Genomic DNA, 301 nt, shown 5'->3' with positions numbered 1-301 from the left:
CCGCTCCCGGCCCGGAGGCCGGGAGCGGTTTTCGGGGTCCTAGTACGAGCCGAACTTGTAGTTCAGGCCGGCGCGGCCGACGGCGAACTCGTCGGCGCGGCGGACGATCGGGCTGTAATAGGCCGGGACGAGGTTGGCGGCGTAGACCACCCGGGCGCCCTGGTTGCGGTTGTTGCGGTCGAGGTTGACGTACAGCCCTTCGACCTTGAGCGTCACTGCCGAGGGGCGGAAGAAGTACCGGAACGACCGTGTCGGGCGGGCGCACCCGCTGCCGCCTCCTACGCCTCTACAGGTGGGGACG

Annotated in this window: 1 pseudogene; it reads right to left on the bottom strand. The window is 69.8% G+C overall.

Annotated features, from left to right (window positions below):
* Nucleotides 1-39: 39 nt before the first annotated feature.
* Nucleotides 40-301 (bottom strand): annotated as a pseudogene (locus MKL11_RS05740) (porin family protein); the annotation flags it as partial.

Source organism: Methylobacterium sp. J-077 (assembly GCF_022829365.1).
GTDB lineage: Bacteria > Pseudomonadota > Alphaproteobacteria > Rhizobiales > Beijerinckiaceae > Methylobacterium.
The sequence above is the reverse complement of the archived record's forward strand: the minus strand, read 5'-3'. Positions and strand labels throughout refer to the sequence as shown.